The sequence below is a fragment of the Aeromicrobium panaciterrae genome (genome assembly GCF_039537165.1).
Taxonomy (GTDB): Bacteria; Actinomycetota; Actinomycetes; order Propionibacteriales; family Nocardioidaceae; genus Aeromicrobium; species Aeromicrobium panaciterrae.
Genome location: NZ_BAAAZZ010000002.1, coordinates 234,943 through 252,657, shown reverse-complemented (window position 1 = coordinate 252,657; position 17,715 = coordinate 234,943). Strand labels below are relative to the sequence as shown.

Here is a 17,715-nt window from a genome sequence, read left to right as displayed (position 1 = left end):
GGCCGAGGGGCATCCCAAGTTGGAGCGCGTTTGGCGCTCGTGATAACTTTCACGAACAGATTGCGAGCCTCGCTCGTGACCCCGAACCACCGAGGATGGCCGCCGAAAATGACGACCAACGATGAACGATGAACGACTCGACGGTTCTCCTGACGCGGCCACTCTTGGAGTCTGGCGACTCGTCGGTCTCGGAATGCTTTTCGTCGGCAACATCGTCGCGGGTCTCGTCCTCGGGTTCCTCGCAGATCAACACTGGAACACCTCGCCGGTCTTCGTCCTTTCGGGCATCGGCATCGGCATGGTCACGGCTTTCATCAGCGCCTGGCGACAGATCAAGCGCTTCCTCAGCACATGAGCAGCACATGACAGAGAGGAGCTCGACACGATGACCTCGACACCGTCCATCCTGCGCTCCATCCGCAACCAGAGGCGTGCGCTTCTGACCGCTGGCCTGCTCATCGTGGCCGCCATCTGGATCAGCATCCCGCTCGGCGAGTGGCGCGGCGGACTGTTCCTCTCGATCGGCATCGTCCTCGGTGCGATCAACCACCTGCTCACCGAGCACTACCTGCTCACCCAGGTCGAGGGGGGCGAGCTGCCGACCAAGAAGCAGTACGCCGCCAGCTCCGCCGTACGCCTGATCGGCGTGTCCGGTGTCGCGGTTGTGCTGGCCCTCGTGTTCTGGCCACACGGTGCCGCCGTACTGTTCGGTCTGGCCATCTTCCACCTGATCGCCCTGGTCTTCACGGGCATCCCACTCCTCCGAGAGGTGCGCAAGGAATTGAACGAGCAGATTGAGGAGAAGGCATGAGCATCTTTGCTGCAGGCCTCGCCGCCGAGACCGAGATCGAGGCGGGTCACCACACCACGTTCACGTGGCTGGGGATGACGTTCAACTCCGACACGATGCTGTCGACCGTCGTCGCCGGTGTCATCGTCGTCATCTTCGGCTTCCTGCTCCGCCGCAAGGTCACCAGCGGTGTGCCCAGCAAGGTGCAGCTCCTGTGGGAGTCCCTCGTCGAGTGGGTGCAGGGCCTGACGCTCGACAGTCTCGGGCGTCTCAACCCCTTCGTCGTCCCGCTCGCCGTCGCGCTGTTCCTGTTCATCCTGATCGGCAACTGGTTCGAGGCGATCCCGACGGGCCACAAGCTCCCGCCGCCGGCCGCCGACACCAACATGACCTACGGCCTGGCGCTCGTCGTGATCGTCGCGGTGCACACCTACGGCATCCGCGAGATCGGCATCCGCAAGTACCTCAAGCCGTTCCTCTCCCCGCTCCACCTGATCGAGGAGATCGTCAAGCCGTTCAGCCTCGCACTGCGACTCTTCGGCAACATCTTCGCCGGCGGCATCATCTTGAGCCTGATCGGCCTGATCCCCAACTACGGTGCCTGGATCCCAGAAGTCCTCTGGAAGATCTTCGGCATGGCCATCGGCGGCATCCAGGCGTTCATCTTCACGCTGCTGACGATCCTCTACTTCGGCTTCGCCGTCAGCCACGGCGGAGACGACGAGCACCACGACGAGCCAAAAAAGAAGAAGGAAAAGAAGGCCAAGAAGGCCGACGAAAAGGTCGCAGTCGCGGCCTGAGCACCACCCATACCTGAATAGCAACCCCAGACGTTCAACAAGCAACACCCCGTACATCGCGAGCGGGACCACCGCCCGCGAGACCCAAGGAGAGACATGGCAGCGGAAAACCTCAACGACGCAATCACCACTGCGGGAGCCTTTGTCGGCGGCGGCCTCGCCCTCGGCGGCGGCGCCATCGGTGCAGCCATCGGTGACGGCCTGGCCGGTAGCGCCACGATCCAGGGCGTCGCTCGTCAGCCTGAGGCACAGAGCCGCCTCATGACGATCTTCTTCCTGACCGTCGGTCTGGCAGAAGCCGCTTACTTCATCAACCTCGCCTTCATGGCGTTGTTCGTATTCGTCCTCGCGTGACGAGTGCAGCACCTCTGAGCAGACGGGAACACTGATGCCCGAGACAACATCGGCCGAGAGCAACTTCCTCGTCCCGAACGGCACGATCCTCTTTGAGATCCTGGCGTTCGCGATCTTGATGTTCATCCTGGCCAAGTACGTCATCCCCCCGGTCAACAAGGGACTGACGGACCGCCAGAACAACATCCGCCAGCAGTTCGCCGACGCCGAGAAGGCCAAGAGTGAAGCTGAGGCCGAGAAGGAGGCCTACCGCGCGCAGATCGCCGACGCCCGCGCCGACGCTGCTCGCATTCGCGAGGAAGCCAAGGAGCAGGGCGCGCAGATCATCGCCGAGATGCGCACCCAGGCCCAGACCGAGGCTGACCGCATCACGACGCACGCTCACGCGCAGATCGAGGCCGAGCGTTCGCAGGCCATGGCTCAGCTCAAGGGCGAGGTCGGCACCATCGCGACCCAGCTCGCGGGGCGCATCGTGGGCGAGTCGCTCGACGACGAGGCACGCCAGAAGCGCACGGTGGAGCGGTTCATCGCCGAGCTCGAGGAGTCTTCGAACTGATGCGCGGCGTATCTGCAGCAACGCTCACCGAGGTCCTGGCAGCCGTCGAAGGCTCCGGCACCTCAGACATCGGTGACGAGCTGTTCTCCGTCACCGCGTTGCTCGACGCGACTCCGTCGCTTCGACGGATCCTCACCGACCCCGCGACGGAGGCCGACGCCCGCGTCGGCCTGCTGAAGCAGGTGCTGGGCGACAAGGTCAGCAAGGGCACGCTCGCAATCCTCGAGGTCGCTGCCAAGGGCCGTTGGGCCTCAAGCCGCGACCTGACCGACGGGCTCGAGATCTCCGGTGTCGCGGCCCACGTCGTGGCCGCCGACAAGGACGGCCAGCTCGAGGCGATGGAGAGCGAGCTCTTCGAGGTCGGCAACATCGTGATCGCCGACAGCGGGCTCCGTGCCGCGCTGACGGATCGTACGACGGCAGCCTCGGCCAAGGCCGAGCTCGTCGACTCGATCTTCGGCGGCAAGGTCACGGCGCCGACCGTCGCCCTCGTACGCCAGGCAGCTGCAGCACGCACCGCTTCGTTCGAGAAGGTCCTCGCGGCCTTCGCCGACGAGGTCGCCGCTCGCCGCAACCGCCTGCTCGCCGAGGTCCGCTCGACCTACCCGCTGTCCGACGCCGAGCTCAACCGCATCGCGGCCGCACTCGCCAAGCGTTACGACCGCGAGTTCCACCTCAACACCGTCATCGATCCCGACCTCGTCGGAGGCATCCGTGTCTCCGTCGGCGGCGACGTGATCGACGGCTCCGTATCCAGCCGCCTCGAAGACGCCCGACGGCTCCTCGCAGGCTGACCAGACCCAACTCAAGACTCCACAAGAAGGTAGGCACCCACATGGCGGAACTCACCATCCGTCCGGACGAGATCCGCGACGCGTTGCAGAAGTTCGTGGCCGACTACACCCCGAGCGCTGCGGCGACCGACGAGATCGGCATCGTGTCCGAAGCCGGTGACGGCATCGCACGCGTCGAAGGTCTCCCGTCGGCCATGGCCAACGAGCTCCTCGAGTTCGAGGACGGCACGCTCGGCCTCGCGCTCAACCTCGACGTCCGCGAGATCGGCGTCGTCATCCTGGGTGAGTTCTCCGGCATCGAAGAGGGCCAGAAGGTTCGTCGTACGGGCGAGGTCCTCTCGGTTCCCGTCGGCGATGCCTACCTCGGTCGCGTGTGCGACCCGCTGGGCAACCCGATCGACGGCCTCGGCGAGATCAAGTCCGACAAGCGTCGTGCGCTCGAGCTGCAGGCCCCCAACGTCATGCAGCGCAAGAGCGTCCACGAGCCGCTGATGACGGGCCTCAAGGCGATCGACTCGCTGACGCCCATCGGCCGCGGCCAGCGCCAGCTGATCATCGGTGACCGTCAGACCGGCAAGACCGCCATCGCGATCGACACGATCATCAACCAGAAGGACTTCTGGGAGTCGGGCGATCCGTCCAAGCAGGTCCGCTGCATCTACGTCGGCATCGGTCAGAAGGGTTCGACCATCGCCGCCGTGCGTGGCGCCCTCGAAGAGGCCGGCGCGCTCGAGTACACGACGATCGTCGCGGCTCCGGCGTCAGACTCGGCAGGCTTCAAGTACCTCGCCCCCTACACCGGCTCGGCCATCGGCCAGGAGTGGATGTACGCCGGCAAGCACGTCCTGATCATCTTTGACGACCTGTCGAAGCAGGCCGAGGCCTACCGTGCGGTGTCGCTGCTGCTCCGTCGCCCGCCGGGCCGCGAGGCATACCCCGGCGACGTGTTCTACCTGCACTCGCGGCTCCTCGAGCGTTGCGCCAAGCTCAGCGACGATCTGGGTGCCGGCTCGATGACGGGTCTGCCGATCGTCGAGACCAAGGCCAACGACGTGTCGGCCTACATCCCGACCAACGTCATCTCGATCACCGACGGACAGATCTTCCTGCAGTCCGACCTGTTCAACGCCAACCAGCGCCCCGCCGTCGACGTCGGCATCTCGGTGTCGCGAGTTGGTGGCGCGGCGATGAACAAGTCGATGAAGGCCGTCACCGGTTCGCTCAAGGTCGAGCTCGCGCAGTACCGCGCGATGGAGGCGTTCGCGATGTTCGCGTCCGACCTCGACGCCGCGTCCAAGCAGCAGCTCGCCCGTGGTCAGCGCATCATGGAGCTGTTCAAGCAGGGCCAGTACGCACCGTTCCCCGTCGAGAACCAGGTCGTCTCGATCTGGGCCGCGACGACGGGCAAGCTCGACAACGTCCCCGTCAACGACGTGAGCCGCTTCGAGTCGGAGTTCCTCGACTACCTCTCGCGCTCGCACGGTGACGTGCTCACCGCGATCCGCGAGTCGGGCAAGTTCGAGGACGACAACGAGCAGGCCCTGGAGAAGGCGTACGAGTCGTTCCTCGACCAGTTCGAGACCAGCGATGGCCAGTCCATCAAGGCCGGTCATGAAGAGCACGTTGCCCTTGCTGACGAAGATGTCGAGCAGGAGCAGATCGTCAAGCAGAAGCGGAGCTGACGCATGGCAGCATCAGTGCGCGAACTGCGCGCGAAGATCAGGTCGACGACGTCGATGAAGAAGATCACGCGCGCCATGGAGCTCATTGCTGCGTCCCGGATCATCAAGGCGCAGCAGCAGGCGGCAGCGGCAGCACCGTATGCCCGTGAGCTGACGCGTGCCGTCTCGGCGGTCGCCACGTTCTCCAACGTCGACCACCCGCTGACGACCGAGAAGGAAGATCCCAAGAAGGCCGCGGTGCTGGTCATCTCCAGTGACCGCGGGCTCGCGGGTGCCTACTCGTCGTCGGTGCTCAAGGAGGCCGAGCGTCTCGTCGAGAAGCTGCACGGTGAAGGCAAGGAAGTCGACCTCTACCTCGCGGGACGCAAGGCCGAGGCCTACTACAACTTCCGCCAGCGCGAGTTCATCCAGTCGTGGACCGGGTTCTCCGACAAGCCGGAGTACGACAACGCTCGCGAGATCGGCGCAACCCTCGTACGTACGTTCCACGTGGACGAGGACGACGAGGACAAGGTCGACCCGGAGCGCGTCGTCGACGAGCTGCACATCGTCTTCACCCGCTTCAAGTCGATGCTGGTGCAGGAGCCCGACGTGATCCGTCTGCTCCCGCTCGAGGTCGTCGAAGGCACCGAGGCTCCGGCCGAGGGTGAAGTCCTGCCGCTCTACGAGTTCGAGCCGTCGGCGAGCGAGGTGCTCGACGCATTGCTGCCCAAGTACGTTCAGAGTCGCATCTACTACTGCCTGCTGCAGGCCGCAGCGTCTGAGCTGGCTGCTCGCCAGAAGGCGATGAAGTCCGCAACCGACAACGCAGACGACCTGATCCAGAAGTACACCCGAATCGCCAACCAGGCCCGACAGGCCGGGATTACCCAGGAGATCAGCGAGATCGTGGGTGGCGCTAACGCGCTCGCCGACGCCACCGCTGGGAGTGAGTGAGAGATATGCCTACCGCAGCCAAGAAGACCGCAGCCAAGAAGGCTCCCGCCAAGAAGGCGGCCGCAAAGTCGTCGAGCGACCTGGCCACCGGCCGCGTTGCTCGCGTCATCGGCCCCGTTCTCGACATCGAGTTCCCCAGCGACGCGATCCCTGAGATGTACGCCGCCCTCAAGGTCGACACCGAGGTCGCCGGCGTCAAGGAGACGCTGACGCTCGAGGTCGCGCTTCACATCGGTGACGGCATGGTGCGAGCCATCAGCCTGCGCCCGACCGACGGCATCGTCCGCGGCGCGACGGTCATCAACACCGGTGAGCCGATCACGGTGCCGGTTGGTGACCAAACGCTCGGCAAGGTGTTCAACACCACCGGCGACGTGATGAACCTCGCCGAGGGCGAGAAGTGGGAGGTCAAGGAGCGCCGTGGCATCCACGGCAAGGCTCCTGCATTCGACCAGCTCGAGTCCAAGACCGAGATGTTCCAGACCGGCATCAAGGTCATCGACCTCCTCACCCCGTACGTGCAGGGCGGCAAGATCGGCCTGTTCGGTGGTGCCGGTGTCGGCAAGACCGTGCTGATCCAGGAGATGATCGCCCGAGTCGCACGCGACCACGGTGGTGTGTCGGTGTTCGCCGGCGTCGGTGAGCGTACGCGTGAGGGCAACGACCTCATCGCCGAGATGGAGGAGGCCGGCGTCCTCGGGCAGACCGCCCTCGTGTTCGGCCAGATGGACGAGCCGCCGGGAGCGCGTCTTCGCGTCGCCCTGTCGGCGCTGACCATGGCGGAGTACTTCCGCGATGTCCAGAACCAGGACGTGCTGCTGTTCATCGACAACATCTTCCGTTTCACCCAGGCAGGTTCGGAGGTGTCCACGCTGCTCGGCCGCATGCCGTCCGCCGTGGGCTACCAGCCGACGCTGGCTGACGAGATGGGCGTGCTGCAGGAGCGCATCACCTCGACGCGTGGTCACTCGATCACGTCGCTCCAGGCGATCTACGTCCCGGCCGATGACTACACCGACCCGGCGCCGGCCACCACGTTCGCGCACCTCGATGCCACCACGGAGCTCGACCGAGAGATCGCCTCGATGGGCATCTACCCGGCCGTCAACCCGCTGACGTCGACGTCACGAATCCTCGACCCGCGCTACATCAGCAACGATCACTACAACACCGCCAACCGCGTCAAGAGCATCCTGCAGCGCAACAAGGAGCTCCAGGACATCATCGCGATCCTCGGTGTCGACGAGCTCAGCGAAGAGGACAAGACCCTGGTCGGTCGCGCCCGTCGTATCCAGCGCTTCCTGTCGCAGAACACGTACGTGGCCAAGCAGTTCACGGGTATCGAGGGTTCGACCGTCTCCATCGACGAGACGATCGACGGCTTCACCAAGATCTGTGACGGCGACTACGACCACGTTGCTGAGCAGGCCTTCTTCATGTGCGGCGGTCTTGAAGACGTCGACAAGAAGTGGGAAGAAATCCAGAAGAGCCTCTGATGGCAGATCCGTTGCAGATCGAGCTGGTCTCGGCCGACCGCGTCGTGTGGTCCGGCCAGGCCAGCGAGGTGCTCGCCCGCACCGTCGAGGGAGACCTCGGCGTGCTGGCCGACCACGCTCCGCTGCTGTCGCTCCTGGTCCCGGGTGTCGTGGTCATCACGCCGCTCGAGGGAGAGGCCGACATCAAGGCTGCTGTCGCCGAGGGATTCATCTCGGTCGCCAACAACCGTGTCTCCATCCTGAGCGAGGATGCGTTCCTCGCCGACGAGATCGACGCCGCCGCAGCGCGGGCCGAGCTCGAAGCGGCTGAGGCCGATGAGGACGAGACCGCTATCCTGCGAGCCGAAGCCAAGTTGAGCTTGGTCGACAAGGCGTCCTGACGTCGGGAGGGAGTTGCGATGCCATTCTGGTTGTGGCTCGTCGACTCCCTCGCGCTCGTCATCGCGCTGATGCTGGTGCCGCTGGTCGGGCTGTTGGTTCGCCGACGGGTCCTGGCCCGCAAGGGTGGAACGTTCGACATGAGCATCAACCGCAACGAGGCCGGCGTCACCAAGGGGTGGACACTCGGCCTCGCGGTCTACCGCGACAACCACCTCGAGTGGTTCCGGACGTTCTCGCTGTCCCTACGTCCGCGTTACCGCTTCGCGCGCACCGACGTACGCATCGAGGGACGCCGCGAGCCCGATGGCAACGAAGTCCACGCGTTGCACGACGGCCACCTGATCGTCGGCACCGAGAATGCCTCGGGTGTCAGGCAGTTTGCCATGAGTGCCAACGCACTAACCGGGCTGTTGTCGTGGCTGGAGTCCGCGCCCCCGGGACAGCGCGTCAACAACGTCGTCTGATGCGGTTGACGGTTCACGTCCCTCACGTAAGATCGTGTGAAGCGACTCTCCTCTGACAAAGTTGGTGTTCACGTTGTTCAAACGTTCTCTGGCCGCAGCTTGCATCTCCGCACTCGTCGTGGTCGGCGTGGCGCCCGCTGCATCAGCCGCGCCGCGGTCGCACCACCGAATCGCCAGCGTGATCGACTGGGACGCTCCGAGCCCGACGGCTCCCAGCGGCCCGACGACCAGCGCGATCGACTGGGACTGAGCTTCTAGCCGCCAGTGAGGCCGCCTGCGGCCGAACGTGGGCGTAGCGAGGCGTGGTGACCTTGTGTACTCGCGTTACTGAGTCACGTCACTACGCCTCGGAGCCTGACGCCTTCGGCGTGTATCCCTCACAGGCCCCCTACTCGCTGGCGCTCGTGGGGGGACCCCAGCCTCGCTCCTTGGCGCGATGAACGCGTTCGCTCGCAGAGCTCGCTCAGCGTTCACCGCCCGGGACCCAGAGCACGTCTCCGGTCTCGCGGTTCGCATGGCGGCCCAGGATGAACAGCAGGTCGCTGAGCCGGTTGAGGTACTTCGCCGTCAGCACGTTCATCGTGTCGCCGTGCTCCTCGAGCGCGGCCCATGCAGATCGCTCGGCCCGGCGCGTCACGGTGCACGCCACGTGCACGGCCGCGGCTGAGGGCGTGCCGCCGCGCAGGATGAACGAGCGGAGCTTGGGGAGCTGCTCGTTGTAGTGGTCGCACCATCCCTCGAGGCGGTCGATGTAGTCGGGCTCGACCCGCAGGGCTGGGAACTCCGGGTTGTCGACGACGGGGCACGACAGGTCGGCGCCCACGTCGAACATGTCGTTCTGCACGTGCGTCAGGACCTTGACGACGTCGTCCTGGAGACCGCCGAGGGCGATCGCGAGGCCGATCTGGCTGTTGGCCTCGTCGACGTCGGCGTACGCGGCGAGCCTCAGATCGAGCTTGGAGGTCTTGCTCATGTCGCCGAGGTTGGTCGTGCCGTCGTCGCCGGTACGCGTGTAGATCCGTGTCAGGTTGACCATGACAGCGAGTCTAGGCGTGCGGGCAGTGTGAGGCAGAACGCCCCGCTCAGCCCGTGACCGCCGCGGATACCGCGCGGTAACCTGAACGTTATGCCTGACAAGCCCTGGGTGATGCGCACGTACGCCGGACACAGCTCGGCCACGGAGTCCAACGCGCTCTACCGCCGCAACCTCGCGAAGGGCCAGACCGGACTCTCGGTGGCCTTCGACCTGCCGACGCAGACGGGCTACGACCCCGATCACGAGCTCAGCCGTGGCGAGGTCGGCAAGGTCGGCGTACCGATCCCGCACCTCGGTGCGATGCGTCAACTGTTCAAGGACATCCCACTCGACACCATGAACACGTCGATGACGATCAACGCCACCGCGATGTGGCTGCTGGCGATGTACGAGGTCGCGGCCGAGGAGCAGGGCGTCGACCCGGCGCAGCTCTCCGGCACGACGCAGAACGACATCATCAAGGAATACCTCTCGCGCGGCACCTACGTCTTCGGCCCCGCGCCGTCGCTGCGCCTGACGACCGACATGATCGCCTACACCGTCAGCACGATCCCCAAGTGGAACCCGCTCAACATCTGCAGCTATCACCTGCAGGAAGCCGGAGCGACACCCACGCAGGAGCTGGCGTACGCACTCACGACCGCGATCGCGGTGCTGGACGCCGTTCGCGACTCCGGCCAGGTGCCGCCGGAGGAGTTCGACGCCGTCGTCGGCCGCATCTCGTTCTTCGTGAACGCGGGTGTGCGCTTCATCGAGGAGATGTGCAAGATGCGTGCCTTCGGGCGACTCTGGGAGGAGATCACCCGTGAGCGTTACGGCGTGACCGATCCCAAGATGCGCCGACTCCGTTACGGCGTGCAGGTCAACTCGCTTGGCCTGACGGAGGCGCAGCCCGAGAACAACGTGCAGCGCATCGTCCTGGAGATGCTCGGTGTGACGCTGAGCAAGGACGCCCGCGCCCGCGCCGTACAGCTTCCCGCATGGAACGAGGCGCTCGGCCTGCCGCGTCCGTGGGACCAGCAGTGGTCGCTACGCCTGCAGCAGGTCCTGGCGTTCGAGTCCGACCTGCTCGAGTATGACGACATCTTCGAGGGTTCCGTCGTGATCGAGGCCAAGGTCGCCGAGCTCGTCGACGGCGCCAGGGAAGAGATCGACCGAGTCCAGGCGATGGGCGGCGCCGTTGCTGCTGTCGAGTCGGGCTACATGAAGCAGGCTCTCGTCGGCTCGCACGCCGAGCGACGTGCCCGCATCGAGGCGGGCGAGATGAAGGTCGTGGGCGTCAACGTCTACACCGAGACCGAGCCGTCGCCGCTGACCGAGGACCTCGACGCGGCGATCATGACCGCTGACCCCGAGGCTGAGGCCAACGCGATCGCCGACGTCGTCGCGTGGCGCAAGCAGCGCGACCAGGGTGCCGTCGACGAGGCGCTCGACCGCCTCCGCGCCGAGGCCAAGACCGACACCAACCTGATGGAGGCCACACTCGCCGCCGTACGCGCGGGTGCCACCGTCGGCGAGTGGGCCGGAGCACTGCGTGAGGTGTTCGGCGAGTACCGCGCACCCACGGGCGTCAGCGGCGTCGTCGGCGTGGCAGAGTCCGGCAAGGAGCTCACGGCCGTACGCGAGAAGGTCAGGCAGACGGGGGAGGAGCTCGGCACCCGCCTGCGCCTCCTCGTCGGCAAGCCCGGACTCGACGGTCATTCCAACGGTGCCGAGCAGATCGCCGTACGCGCGCGTGACGCCGGCTTCGAGGTCATCTATCAGGGAATCCGGCTCACACCGGCTCAGATCGTCGCCGCGGCAGTGGCCGAGGACGTGCACTGCGTCGGCCTGTCGATCCTGTCGGGATCCCACATGGAACTCGTCCCTGAGGTCCAGAAGGCGATGGCCGAAAGCGGCATCGGTGACGTTCCCCTGATCGTGGGTGGCATCATCCCCGAGTCAGATGCGCGCAGGATGGAGGCCGCTGGGGTTGCCGCGGTCTTCACCCCCAAGGACTTCGGCATGACGACGATCATGGACCGCATCGTCGACGAGATCCGCAAGGCCAACGGCCTGACTGTCTGATTCCCAGGAGGTCCCTTAAAGCCGACACTCCACCCCTGTTGCAACAAGGGTGGAGTGCCAGTTTTCGAGGTGCTGCTGGGAATCTTGTGACTAGTTGAGGTGGCGGTAGTCGCTTGGCAGTCCGCCACCGGCGTTGATATCGGCTGTCAGGTCTTGCAGCGCCATCAGTGCGACGGACTGGCTGAACGGACCGTACGAGACCCGCGCGACGCCGAGCTCCTCCATGCGGGCGAGCGGCACGGAGCCCGGAGCGCCGATCAGTGTCAGCTTCTGCGGGCCCCAGACGTCGACGATCGCCGCGATGTCATCCTCAGACAGCGCGCCGGGCACGAACACGACCGGTGCACCGGCGGCGAGGTAGGCCGAGCCGCGCTCGATCGTATCGGCGAGGACGTCCGCGTGCGGACGATCGCCGGCCCGGAGGAACGCGTCCGTACGGGCGTTGAGCACGAAATCGACACCCTCGGCCTGGCCCGCCGCCATGACGGCCTCGACGGCGGCGACGGACTCGGCGAGCGGCTTCATCTGGTCCTCGATGTTGGCACCGACAGCGCCCACACCGATCGCCTTGCGGATCGTCTCGCCGGGGTTGCCGTAGCCAGCCTCCAGATCGGCGGTCACCGGCAGGTCGGTGGCGGCGACGACCCGGGCCACGGCGTCGATCATCAGGTCGACCGGGATGTTTTCGCCGTCCTCGTAGCCATGCGCCACCGCGATCGAGTGGCTGGCCGTGGCGAGCGCCGTGGTGCCCTCGACTTCGGCGACGATGCGGGCGCTGATCGCATCCCAGACATTGACGACGGTGAGCAGCGTGGGGTCGGTGTGGAGGGCAAGGAGCTTCTGGGCCTGTGCGGCGACGTTGGTCATGCTGCCACCGTACGACCCGGCACCGACGGGACTCAGTCGGCGACCAGGCCGGCGGCCGGTTCGATCCGGGCCGCCCTGCGCGCTGGCAGGACGCACGCCGCCAGTCCGGCCAGCGCGGCGGTCAGGAAGATCAAGCCGATCTGTCCCCAAGGCATCGTCAGGTCGGGTGCCGAGGTGAACACGCCGGACGTCGCCGTACGGATGCCGAACCAGGCATACGTCGTCCCGAGCGCCACCCCGAGGATGGCCGCAACGGTCGCCATCAGCAACGCCTCCAGTGCGAGCATGGAGCGCAGGCCGAACGAGCCGAGGCCGAGGGCCCGGAGCAGGGAGTTCTCCCGGACGCGTTCGAGGACCGACAGGCTGAGCGTGTTGCCGACGCCGATCAGTGCGATCAGCACCGCGATCGCGAGCAGGGCGACCGTGACCGCGAGCACCACCGACAGGATCTTGAGGATGTAGGCGCGGTCGAAGAGCCCGCCGTCGACCTCGAGGTCGGCGGGCCTGCCGATTGCTGTGACTGCAGTCGTCACGTCACGGGCATCAGCCGAGTCCGAGGCGCGCACCCAGACGGCCCGCGTCGTCGTCACCGGCGCCAGGTCGTCGAGGGTCGCCCGGGTGATGACGGCGACATCGCCCAGCCCGGCGCCGTACAAGACCTTGAGCTCGCGGAACTGGTTGCCGATCCGTACGGTCACGGTGTCACCGGAGATGTCGGTGGAGCCTGGGAGGACGATCTCGTCCGGCTTGAGGTCGTGCAGCCAGGCGTTGCCGTGCACCAGGGAGAGTGCGTCGGCATCGGCACCCACCAGCGCAAGGGTGTCCTTGCCCACCGTGGCGTCGGCTCCGGGAAGTGCGGCGACCTTCGCGATGCCTCCCACGTCGCGGAGCTCGTCGACGACATGGCCCGGAATCGGCGCGGACGCCGAGGTGGTCATCAGGTCGATCGGGTGGTTGCGGTCGAGTGAGGTGTTGACCTTGTGCGAGATCGACGAGGCGCCCACGACGACCGACGTGATGAGGGTGACCCCGATGAGCAGAGCGGTGGAGGTCGCGGCCGTACGGCGGGGGTTGCGCAGCGAGTTCATGTGGGCCAGCCGGCCGGCCAGGCCGAACCGGCGTGCGACGGGTCCGAGTGCGCGGATCGCTCCGGGTATGAGTACCGGAGTCAGGAGGAGGACGCCGATGAACGAGAGCATCCCGCCGGCCAGGCCCACCGGCAGCGAGCCCGACAGTCCGAGCAGCAGGCCGCCACTGCCGCCGGCGAGGAACAGTCCCGCCATGGCTAGGCGGAGTGCGCCTGCTCTCGAACGCAGCTCGACGACGTCCTGCGGGTGCAGCGCGTTCAGGGGTGATTGGGCGCTCGCCCGCTGCGCCGGGAGGGCCGCCGCGGCAGCGGTGACGAGCACACCCAGCACGACGGGGATCGCGACGCTGGGCAGCGACAACGATGGATCGCCCATGGGTGTCTCGGGGGAGAGGTGGCGGGTCACCGCGACGCCGATCAGCGCGACGCCGTACCCGGCCGCGACGCCAAGTGCCGAGCCGAGGACGCCGATCAGCACGCCTTCCGCGACGACCGAGCGGGCGATCTGCGCGCGCATCGCCCCGACGCAGCGCAACAGCGCGAGGTCTCTCGCGCGCTGGGCCAGCAGGATCGTGAAGGTGTTGGCGATCACGAGGGCACCGACGAACAGCGAGACGCCGGCAAAGATCGTGATCAGGATCTGGAAGACGTCGATTCCCTGGGTGGCGCTGAGTCGCAGCTGGCGCTGGTATGCCGTCCCGGTGGACACCGTGCCGTCCTTGACGGCCGCCGTGAGCGCCGCCTTGGCCGCTGCGGCGTCGCCGTTTGTGGTCATGACGATGTCGCGGGGAAACGCCAGCTCGCCGAGTGCGGCGAAGTCTGACTCCGGCAGGTACGCCGTCGCCTTCAGCGGTCCGTCGACGTCGTCGACCGTCCCTGTCACGATGAACCGGCGATCGCCGCCGGGTGCTTCGAACGTGAGACGGTCACCGATGGCGACACCGTGCTCTTTCGCCCGCTTGGACGACAACGCGATCTCGTCGGGTGCAGCCGGGAGCCGACCCTTCAGGGCCTGCTGCCAGCGCAGGTCCGGCTCGGTCGCGATGCTGCCGATCGAGATGTTCTGGGGCCCGTCCGGGAAGCGGGCGTCCCCGTACGCCTCCCAGTTGGTCGCGACGGCGGCGATGCCCGGCGTTGCGCCCGCCTGGCGTGCCGTGGACACGTACGACGCCGGGTCTCCCAAGTCGGAGATGGCGAGGTCAGCCCGCCCGTACTGCTGCTCGACCGCCTCGCCGGCCCCGGTCCTGGCGGCGGCGCTGAGAGCGTTGATCGCGACGATGAAGGCCGTCGCGATCGTGATGGCGAGCAGCGCGGCGACGTAGCGGCGGACGTAGGTCCGCATGGAGGCGAGGATCACGGTACGCACGGGTCACGCGCCGATCTGGCGCAGGGCATTCAGGATGCCGTCTTGGGTCGGGTCGTCGAGCTGTCCGGCCACCTTGCCGTCGGCGATCAGCACGACGCGGTCGGCGTACGCCGCGGCCGACGGCTCGTGCGTGACCATGACGGTCGTCTGGCCGAGCTCGCGCACCGAACGGCGGAGGAAGCCGAGCACCTCGCCGCTGGTACCGCTGTCGAGGTTGCCGGTGGGCTCGTCGGCGAACACGATCTGCGGCCGGCTCATCAGGGCTCGGGCGATCGCGACGCGCTGCTGCTGTCCACCGGAGAGCTGGGTCGGTCGGTGCGACAACCGGTCCGCCACGGCGAGCACGTCGACGAGCTCGTCGAACCAGGGCCAGTCAGGATCCCTGCCGGCGAGGTCGAGGGGGAGCAGCATGTTTTGCTTCGCGGTGAGCATCGGCAGCAGGTTGAACGCCTGGAACACGAAGCCGACGTGATGGCGCCGGAAGCGCGTCAGCTCGTTGTCGGACATCGTCGCGAGACTGTGATCACCGACGATCACCTCACCCGAGGTGGCCTGGTCGAGCCCGGCGATGCAGTGCATCAGGGTGGACTTTCCGGAGCCGGACGGACCCATGATCGCGGTGAACCGCGCGTCCTCGATGGCGAGGTCGACACCCGCCAGGGCGTGCACCTGGGCCTCTCCGCTGCCGTAGACCTTGGTCAGGCCGGTGACGCGGGCGGCGATGCCGGTGGTCGTTGCGGGATGTGCGGCGACGGCGTTCATGCTGCTCCTGGGGTGAGTGGAATCGTTCACCTTCACGCTAGGAACGGCCGTGCCCGATTGCGTCAGCCCACGGGTGGGACCTGGGAGCCGGGCGTCATACCCAGGTCGTAGTCAGCCCTCGCCCGGGCTGACCAGCCCGGACTCGTAGCCGAGCACGACAAGCTGTACGCGGTCACGGGAACCCGTCTTGGCCAGGATGCGGCCGACATGTGTCTTGACGGTGGCCTCGGCAAGGAACAGCTCGCCGGCGATCTCGGTGTTGGAGCGGCCCGCCGCGACCAGACCGAGCACTTCGCGCTCACGGGCCGTCAGGTCGGCGAGCCTGTGGTGCTCACCAGGATCGCGGACCGGCTCGACCAAGAACCGTTCGAGCATCCGCCGGGTCACGCTGGGTGCGACGACGGCATCGCCCTCGTGCACGTCACGAATCGCACCGAGGAGCATCTCCGGACGTGCGTCCTTGAGCAGGAACGCCGAAGCTCCTGCCCGCAGCGCGTTGTAGACGTACTCGTCGAGGTCGAACGTCGTCAGCACGACGACTCGCGGACGCTCGGACCTGGCAGCGAGCACGCGGGTGGCCTCGACGCCGTCCATGCGTGGCATGCGTACGTCCATGAGCACGATGTCAGCCGCCGTGACGGTCAGCAGCTCGGTGGCCTCGGCGCCGTCACCTGCCTCGCCGACGACTTCCATGTCGTCCTGCGACTCGATCAGCATGCGAAACCCGGCGCGTACGAGCTGCTGGTCGTCGACCAGGAAGATGCGGATCATCCCGCCACCGCCGGAGCCGGGACGACAGCGCGCACCCGGAAGCCTCCGCCGGGTCGCGGGCCGGCCTCGACCTCGCCGGCGTGCACCGCGATGCGCTCGCGCATGCCGAGGATGCCGTGGCCCTGACCGTCGTCGGGAGTGGTGCCGCCGCGGCCGTCGTCGTCGACCTGGATGCGTACGGAGTCGGTCGTCACGCGCAGGTCGACCGCGGCGGTGACGCCGGGGCCGCCGTGCTTGAGCGTGTTGGTCAGGGCTTCCTGCACGATCCGGTAGACCGTGAGCCCCGTGGGACTGTCGAGCCTGGCGAGGTTGCCCATCACGCTCAGCTCGACCGCGAGGCCGCTCGCGCGAAGCTGGTCGACCATCTCGGCGATGTCGCTCGCTCCCGGCATCGGCGCCAGCTCGACGCCGTCGTCATCGCCGCGGAGCAGCCCGAGCAGCTTGCGCATCTCCACGAGCGATGCGCGGCCGGTCTCGGAGATCGTGTGCAGTGTCTCGAGGGCGAACTCCGGCCGCTTGTCGGCCGCATACAGCGCACCGTCGGCCTGCACCACCATCACCGAGAGGCTGTGTGCGACGACGTCGTGCATCTCGCGCGCGATGCGGGCGCGTTCGGCGGCGGTCGCGATCTGCGCCTGCTGCTCGGCGTCGCGCTCGAGCTGCTCGGCGCGCTGCTCGAGGCTGGCGACGTACGCGCGCCTGGTGCGGGCGAGGAACCCGAGCAGCCAGGACGCGACGACCAGGGTGCTCAGGAGCACGAACCGGTAGGTGGTGCCGGCGATGTCCTCGGGTGCGCCGACGCCCCACGCGGTGGAGGCGATGGCAGCGCCGAGGATGCCCGCGACGAGACCGCCCCACACGGCCCACGCGGGCCCGTACGCGGCGATCGCGTAGAGGCCGAACAGCAGCGCGATGTCGCCGTACCGCGGTCCGTCGAACACGATGGTCTGCGCCAGGAGGAGGACGCAGATCGCGCTGAACATCACGACCGGAGCCTTGCGGCGTAGCACGAGCGGGACGATCAGGACCGCGTTGAAGAGGTCACCGCCCTGCAGCGCGATCCCGAACGAGACGAACGGGACCACCAGGAGAGTTGCGGTGATGCCGACATCGAGCCAGCGTGTGTCGAGTCGACGCCAGAAGTCGGACCGCTCACGCATCCCTTCACCCTAGTGAGGAGATGCAGGTCAGTCGTCCTCCCACGGGATGACTTTGGCAAGCCAGTCCTTCGTGGAATCGGGAGGGCGTGGTCGTCTAGTCTCGAACCGCCGCTAGGCAGCGATCTTGACGAGGTCCTTCTTTTTCTTCTTGACCTTGACGAGCTTTCGTTTCTTGACGGTGTAGCCCTCGGGAAGTGTGCCGTTCTTGAGCATCATCAGGGGACAGCGCTTGCAGGCAGGCTTGTCGCTGCAGCACTTCTTCTTCGGCTTCGGTGGCACGATTGCTATCTTACATCGTGAGGTGAGCCTCGCCTTACTTGACCGGCCTTCCTTCAGAACATGGAGA

General features: G+C 66.8%; 20 protein-coding genes. 13 read left to right on the top strand and 7 right to left on the bottom strand.

What is annotated here, in order from left to right; all coding sequences use genetic code 11:
• Positions 1-121: 121 nt before the first annotated feature.
• The 12 genes from ABD683_RS01665 to ABD683_RS01610 all read left to right on the top strand — a co-directional run bounded on the left by ABD683_RS01665 (position 122) and on the right by ABD683_RS01610 (position 8,503).
• Entirely contained in the window at positions 122-355 is a 234-nt protein-coding gene (locus ABD683_RS01665; RefSeq protein WP_344766737.1) for an AtpZ/AtpI family protein, read from the top strand.
• A 30-nt stretch (positions 356-385) separates the two neighbouring features.
• The gene (locus ABD683_RS01660) at positions 386-811 is read left to right on the top strand and encodes a hypothetical protein (RefSeq protein ID WP_344766736.1); all 426 of its coding nucleotides are present in this window, start codon (positions 386-388) and stop codon (positions 809-811) included.
• Entirely contained in the window at positions 808-1,590 is a 783-nt protein-coding gene (gene atpB / locus ABD683_RS01655; RefSeq protein ID WP_344766734.1) for a F0F1 ATP synthase subunit A, read from the top strand. The genes ABD683_RS01660 and atpB overlap by 4 nt, the downstream gene beginning before the upstream one ends.
• A gap of 96 nt (positions 1,591-1,686) precedes the next feature.
• On the top strand, positions 1,687-1,944 hold the full coding sequence (locus ABD683_RS01650) for a F0F1 ATP synthase subunit C (RefSeq protein ID WP_344766733.1): 258 nt from the start codon (positions 1,687-1,689) through the stop codon (positions 1,942-1,944).
• A 34-nt stretch (positions 1,945-1,978) separates the two neighbouring features.
• Positions 1,979-2,500, top strand: a complete 522-nt coding sequence (locus ABD683_RS01645; RefSeq protein ID WP_344766731.1) for a F0F1 ATP synthase subunit B — start codon at positions 1,979-1,981, stop codon at positions 2,498-2,500.
• A complete protein-coding gene (locus tag ABD683_RS01640) occupies positions 2,500-3,294 on the top strand; it encodes a F0F1 ATP synthase subunit delta (RefSeq protein WP_344766730.1) in 795 nt (264 codons plus the stop codon). Before ABD683_RS01645 ends, ABD683_RS01640 begins: the two co-directional genes overlap by 1 nt.
• A gap of 41 nt (positions 3,295-3,335) precedes the next feature.
• Positions 3,336-4,976, top strand: coding sequence for a F0F1 ATP synthase subunit alpha (atpA, locus tag ABD683_RS01635; protein WP_344766729.1), 1,641 nt, complete (start codon positions 3,336-3,338; stop codon positions 4,974-4,976).
• A 3-nt stretch (positions 4,977-4,979) separates the two neighbouring features.
• On the top strand, positions 4,980-5,912 hold the full coding sequence (locus tag ABD683_RS01630; protein WP_344766728.1) for a F0F1 ATP synthase subunit gamma: 933 nt from the start codon (positions 4,980-4,982) through the stop codon (positions 5,910-5,912).
• Positions 5,913-5,917: 5 nt separating this feature from the next.
• Complete coding sequence (gene atpD / locus ABD683_RS01625) at positions 5,918-7,408, top strand: F0F1 ATP synthase subunit beta (protein ID WP_344766727.1); 1,491 nt, start codon at positions 5,918-5,920, stop codon at positions 7,406-7,408.
• Positions 7,408-7,788: a F0F1 ATP synthase subunit epsilon gene (locus ABD683_RS01620; protein ID WP_344766726.1), complete on the top strand. Its 381-nt coding sequence runs from the start codon at positions 7,408-7,410 to the stop codon at positions 7,786-7,788. Before atpD ends, ABD683_RS01620 begins: the two co-directional genes overlap by 1 nt.
• Positions 7,789-7,806: 18 nt before the next feature.
• On the top strand, positions 7,807-8,253 hold the full coding sequence (locus tag ABD683_RS01615; RefSeq protein WP_344766724.1) for a DUF2550 domain-containing protein: 447 nt from the start codon (positions 7,807-7,809) through the stop codon (positions 8,251-8,253).
• 73 nt (positions 8,254-8,326) lie between these two features.
• Entirely contained in the window at positions 8,327-8,503 is a 177-nt protein-coding gene (locus tag ABD683_RS01610) for a hypothetical protein (RefSeq protein ID WP_344766723.1), read from the top strand.
• A gap of 213 nt (positions 8,504-8,716) precedes the next feature.
• Here the strand turns inward: ABD683_RS01610 and ABD683_RS01605 are convergent, their stop codons facing one another.
• The gene (locus ABD683_RS01605) at positions 8,717-9,289 is read right to left on the bottom strand and encodes a cob(I)yrinic acid a,c-diamide adenosyltransferase (RefSeq protein WP_344766722.1); all 573 of its coding nucleotides are present in this window, start codon (positions 9,287-9,289) and stop codon (positions 8,717-8,719) included.
• A gap of 90 nt (positions 9,290-9,379) precedes the next feature.
• Between ABD683_RS01605 and ABD683_RS01600 the strand changes: the two genes are divergently transcribed.
• On the top strand, positions 9,380-11,356 hold the full coding sequence (locus ABD683_RS01600) for a protein meaA (RefSeq protein WP_486303577.1): 1,977 nt from the start codon (positions 9,380-9,382) through the stop codon (positions 11,354-11,356).
• A 90-nt stretch (positions 11,357-11,446) separates the two neighbouring features.
• On the opposite strand, the gene ABD683_RS01595 is transcribed toward ABD683_RS01600, so the two are convergent.
• The 6 genes from ABD683_RS01595 to ABD683_RS01570 form a co-directional block, all read right to left on the bottom strand.
• Positions 11,447-12,223, bottom strand: coding sequence for an isocitrate lyase/PEP mutase family protein (locus ABD683_RS01595; protein ID WP_344766721.1), 777 nt, complete (start codon positions 12,221-12,223; stop codon positions 11,447-11,449).
• A gap of 32 nt (positions 12,224-12,255) precedes the next feature.
• A complete protein-coding gene (locus tag ABD683_RS01590; protein WP_344766719.1) occupies positions 12,256-14,652 on the bottom strand; it encodes an ABC transporter permease in 2,397 nt (798 codons plus the stop codon).
• Positions 14,653-14,679: 27 nt separating this feature from the next.
• Positions 14,680-15,438 carry an ABC transporter ATP-binding protein gene (locus tag ABD683_RS01585; RefSeq protein WP_344766718.1) on the bottom strand — a complete coding sequence of 253 codons (759 nt, stop codon included), beginning with the start codon at positions 15,436-15,438 and terminating at the stop codon, positions 14,680-14,682.
• A gap of 111 nt (positions 15,439-15,549) precedes the next feature.
• Positions 15,550-16,209 carry a response regulator gene (locus tag ABD683_RS01580; RefSeq protein WP_344766717.1) on the bottom strand — a complete coding sequence of 220 codons (660 nt, stop codon included), beginning with the start codon at positions 16,207-16,209 and terminating at the stop codon, positions 15,550-15,552.
• Positions 16,206-17,369 carry a sensor histidine kinase gene (locus ABD683_RS01575; RefSeq protein ID WP_344766716.1) on the bottom strand — a complete coding sequence of 388 codons (1,164 nt, stop codon included), beginning with the start codon at positions 17,367-17,369 and terminating at the stop codon, positions 16,206-16,208. The genes ABD683_RS01580 and ABD683_RS01575 overlap by 4 nt, the downstream gene beginning before the upstream one ends.
• A 111-nt stretch (positions 17,370-17,480) precedes the next feature.
• Positions 17,481-17,648, bottom strand: a complete 168-nt coding sequence (locus ABD683_RS01570) for a hypothetical protein (RefSeq protein WP_344766715.1) — start codon at positions 17,646-17,648, stop codon at positions 17,481-17,483.
• Between the last annotated feature and the right edge of the window lie 67 nt (positions 17,649-17,715).

Bases quoted from the DNA above. Each gene is read 5' to 3' on its own strand.
- atpA (WP_344766729.1), top strand. From the start codon at position 3,336: ATGGCGGAACTCACCATCCGTCCGGACGAGATCCGCGACGCGTTGCAG.
- atpB (WP_344766734.1), top strand. From the start codon at position 808: ATGAGCATCTTTGCTGCAGGCCTCGCCGCCGAGACCGAGATCGAGGCG.
- ABD683_RS01580 (WP_344766717.1), bottom strand. From the start codon at position 16,209: ATGATCCGCATCTTCCTGGTCGACGACCAGCAGCTCGTACGCGCCGGG.
- ABD683_RS01640 (WP_344766730.1), top strand. From the start codon at position 2,500: ATGCGCGGCGTATCTGCAGCAACGCTCACCGAGGTCCTGGCAGCCGTC.
- ABD683_RS01650 (WP_344766733.1), top strand. From the start codon at position 1,687: ATGGCAGCGGAAAACCTCAACGACGCAATCACCACTGCGGGAGCCTTT.
- ABD683_RS01575 (WP_344766716.1), bottom strand. From the start codon at position 17,369: ATGCGTGAGCGGTCCGACTTCTGGCGTCGACTCGACACACGCTGGCTC.
- ABD683_RS01585 (WP_344766718.1), bottom strand. From the start codon at position 15,438: ATGAACGCCGTCGCCGCACATCCCGCAACGACCACCGGCATCGCCGCC.
- ABD683_RS01620 (WP_344766726.1), top strand. From the start codon at position 7,408: ATGGCAGATCCGTTGCAGATCGAGCTGGTCTCGGCCGACCGCGTCGTG.
- atpD (WP_344766727.1), top strand. From the start codon at position 5,918: ATGCCTACCGCAGCCAAGAAGACCGCAGCCAAGAAGGCTCCCGCCAAG.
- ABD683_RS01590 (WP_344766719.1), bottom strand. From the start codon at position 14,652: ATGCGGACCTACGTCCGCCGCTACGTCGCCGCGCTGCTCGCCATCACG.
- ABD683_RS01595 (WP_344766721.1), bottom strand. From the start codon at position 12,223: ATGACCAACGTCGCCGCACAGGCCCAGAAGCTCCTTGCCCTCCACACC.
- ABD683_RS01600 (WP_486303577.1), top strand. From the start codon at position 9,380: ATGCCTGACAAGCCCTGGGTGATGCGCACGTACGCCGGACACAGCTCG.
- ABD683_RS01665 (WP_344766737.1), top strand. From the start codon at position 122: ATGAACGATGAACGACTCGACGGTTCTCCTGACGCGGCCACTCTTGGA.
- ABD683_RS01630 (WP_344766728.1), top strand. From the start codon at position 4,980: ATGGCAGCATCAGTGCGCGAACTGCGCGCGAAGATCAGGTCGACGACG.
- ABD683_RS01615 (WP_344766724.1), top strand. From the start codon at position 7,807: ATGCCATTCTGGTTGTGGCTCGTCGACTCCCTCGCGCTCGTCATCGCG.
- ABD683_RS01660 (WP_344766736.1), top strand. From the start codon at position 386: ATGACCTCGACACCGTCCATCCTGCGCTCCATCCGCAACCAGAGGCGT.
- ABD683_RS01645 (WP_344766731.1), top strand. From the start codon at position 1,979: ATGCCCGAGACAACATCGGCCGAGAGCAACTTCCTCGTCCCGAACGGC.
- ABD683_RS01605 (WP_344766722.1), bottom strand. From the start codon at position 9,289: ATGGTCAACCTGACACGGATCTACACGCGTACCGGCGACGACGGCACG.